The sequence below is a fragment of the Acidisoma sp. L85 genome (assembly GCF_009765865.1).
In the GTDB taxonomy this organism is placed as follows: Bacteria; Pseudomonadota; Alphaproteobacteria; order Acetobacterales; family Acetobacteraceae; genus Acidisoma.
Genome location: NZ_LMUQ01000084.1, coordinates 345747 through 348451 on the forward strand (window position 1 = coordinate 345747; position 2705 = coordinate 348451).

The 2705-nt window shown below is 65.4% G+C and carries 2 protein-coding genes; both read right to left on the reverse strand.

Annotated elements, in window-relative coordinates:
• Positions 1 to 163: 163 nt before the first annotated feature.
• Positions 164 to 1615, reverse strand: a complete 1452-nt coding sequence (gene tldD, locus GSQ83_RS29450) for a metalloprotease TldD (RefSeq protein ID WP_158806624.1) — start codon at positions 1613 to 1615, stop codon at positions 164 to 166.
• Positions 1616 to 2677: a COX15/CtaA family protein gene (locus tag GSQ83_RS29455; protein WP_371418100.1), complete on the reverse strand. Its 1062-nt coding sequence runs from the start codon at positions 2675 to 2677 to the stop codon at positions 1616 to 1618.
• Positions 2678 to 2705 lie beyond the last annotated feature (28 nt).

The following is a 2705-nucleotide window of genomic DNA, read 5'->3' on the forward strand; positions in this document are numbered from 1 at the left end:
TTACGCCCTGAGTTGAAGGCGTGTGGATCTAATGTCGAGCTGGGATCCAAAGATCCGTCGTGGCATGCTCGGCCTTTGTCGAGCATGCCACGGTGAGATAAGCGCGGCTCGAACTAAAGACGACAACACGCTCTCAGAGCTTGCCTGGACGGTATCAGGCTAGCTAGTTCCCCGTGCCGCCCACGGTGAGGCCGGCCATCTTCATGGTCGGCTGACCCACGCCCACCGGCACGCCCTGGCCTTGCTTCCCGCAAGTACCGATCCCGGCATCGAGCGCCATGTCGTTGCCCACCATCGTCACCTTGGTCAGCGCGTCTGGCCCATTGCCAATCAGCGTGGCGCCCTTCACGGGCGGACCGACCCGGCCATCCTCGATCAGATAGGCCTCGCTCGCGGAGAAGACGAACTTGCCGGAGGTGATGTCGACCTGGCCGCCGCTGAAGTTCACGGCATAGAGGCCGCGCTTCACCGAGCCGATCATCTCCTCGGGCGTATGCTGGCCGTTGAGCATGATCGTATTCGTCATGCGCGGCATCGGTGCGTGCGCATAGGACTGGCGCCGCCCATTGCCCGTCGCGCGCATGCCCATGAGGCGAGCGTTCATCCGGTCCTGGATGTAGCCGATCAGGATCCCATCCTCGATCATCGTCGTGCGGCTGGTCGGTGTCCCCTCGTCATCGACAGTCAGGCTGCCGCGGCGATCAGGGATGGTTCCGTCATCCACCACGGTCACGCCGGGGCTCGCGATGCGCTGGCCGAGCAGGCCAGAGAAAGCCGACGTTTTCTTTCGGTTGAAGTCGCCTTCCAATCCATGCCCGATCGCCTCATGCAGCAGAATGCCGGGCCAGCCGGAGCCGAGAACGACCTCCATCTCGCCCGCCGGTGCCGCGACGCTGTCGAGGTTGAGCACTGCCTGCCTCAAAGCCTCGTCGGCTGCCGCGCGCCATACCGCCTCGTCCATCACCCGCGCGTAGCTGAAACGGCCGCCGGTGCCATAGCTGCCGGTTTCCCGCCGCCCGTCCCGCTCGACCACCACGGCCACGTTGAGGCGCACGAGGGGGCGCAAGTCGGCGACGCGGCTGCCGTCGGCGCGGATAATTTGCACCGCCTGCCATTCGCCCGCCATCGAGGCCATTACCTGGATGACGCGCGGATCCTTGCCCCGCGCATAAGCATCGATCTCCGAAAGCAGCCGGGTGCGGACCGCGAAATCGGTCGTGCGCAGCGGGTTCTCGTCGGAATAGAGGCGCTGGTTGGTGGCACGCGGCGCACCGGAGCTTTCGCCCGAATGGCCGGAGCGCACCGCGCTGACGGTCTCCGCCGCCCGCTTCAGCGTATCCCGCGTGATCTCGCCAGCATGGGCATAGCCGGTCGCCTCATCGGAAACGGCGCGTAGCCCAAAGCCGAGGGCGGTGTCGGAACTCGCCATGCGGATGCGCCCGTCATCCAGGCTGAGCATCTCGCTTTCGCGGTATTCGAGATAGAGTTCGCCGTCATCGGCGCCGTGCAGCGCCTCCGAGGTGATGTGCTCCGCTTCCTGGCGGTCGAGCGACGAGGTCGCCTGACCGAAGAACAAGCGGTCCGTGGTCTCAAGTGGCGTGGCTGAAGACAGCATCTATCGAACCTCGTTCCGCGAAAGGGGCCGGGCACCGCGCAGGCTGTGCAAGGCGATGAGGGCTGCGCTGAGCAGCAGCACCGCCACCACCTGATGCAAAGTCGCAAGATCAACCGGCACCACGAGAAGCAATGTGGCGATGCCGAGGGCATATTGCACCACCAATGTCATCCCAAGCGCCGATAGGGCATCGCGCGCGCCTTGCGGCAAGGGAAGCGCGCGGCTGGTGCCCCAAAGCGTCGCGGCAAGTGCTGCTATGCCGGTGAGCGTCGCCAGCAGCCGGTGATCGAACTGCACGGCCGCCAGATTCTGAAACCAATTGAGCCAGAACGGCGTCAGGGTCGCGTAGTCGCGTGGCACCAGCCTGCCGTCCATCAAGGGAAAGGTGTTGAAGACATAGCCAGCCCGCGTCCCCGCTGTGAACCCGCCCGCGACGATGGTAAGCGAAGTCAGGACCACCACGGCCCAGACCAGCCGGCGCAACCCGACGGCGCCCGGCGCGGCGGCCGGAATGGGCGTCCACTCGGTCATGGCGACCCAGAAGATCGCTACATACAGCACGAGCGCGAAGACGAGATGAACGACGAGGCGCGAGGCCGCGACATGGATCGTATCCGGCAGGAAGCCCGAGGCGACCATGAACCAGCCAACAAAACCCTGCATCGCGCCGAGGAAGAAGATGAGGATCAGCCCCGGCAGCAGGCCGCGCCGGATCTGTCCGGTGACTGCGAAATAGATTAGCGGCACCAGGAAGGCGATGCCGGTCAGACGGCCCCAGAAGCGGTGGATCCACTCCAGCCAGAAGATGTGCTGAAAGCCCGAAAGGCCGAACCCGCTATGCTCCAGCTTGTATTGCGGGATCTGCTTGTAGAGCGCGAAGAGATGCTCCCAGGCCTGGTGCGTCAGCGGCGGCAGAATCCCGCTGATCGGCGCCCATTCCATGATGGAGAGCCCCGAGCCGGTCAGGCGCGTGGCGCCGCCGAGGGCGATCATGCCGAGCAGCATGAAACAGATGAGGAAAAGCCAGACAGACACCGCGCGGCGCGATCGAGTGGCGGGCACGCCGCCCGCGCGGCCGCGGGCAAAGGCG

Coding starts and splice junctions, on each gene's coding strand:
- tldD (WP_158806624.1), bottom strand. CDS start 1,615: ATGCTGTCTTCAGCCACGCCACTTGAGACCACGGACCGCTTGTTCTTC.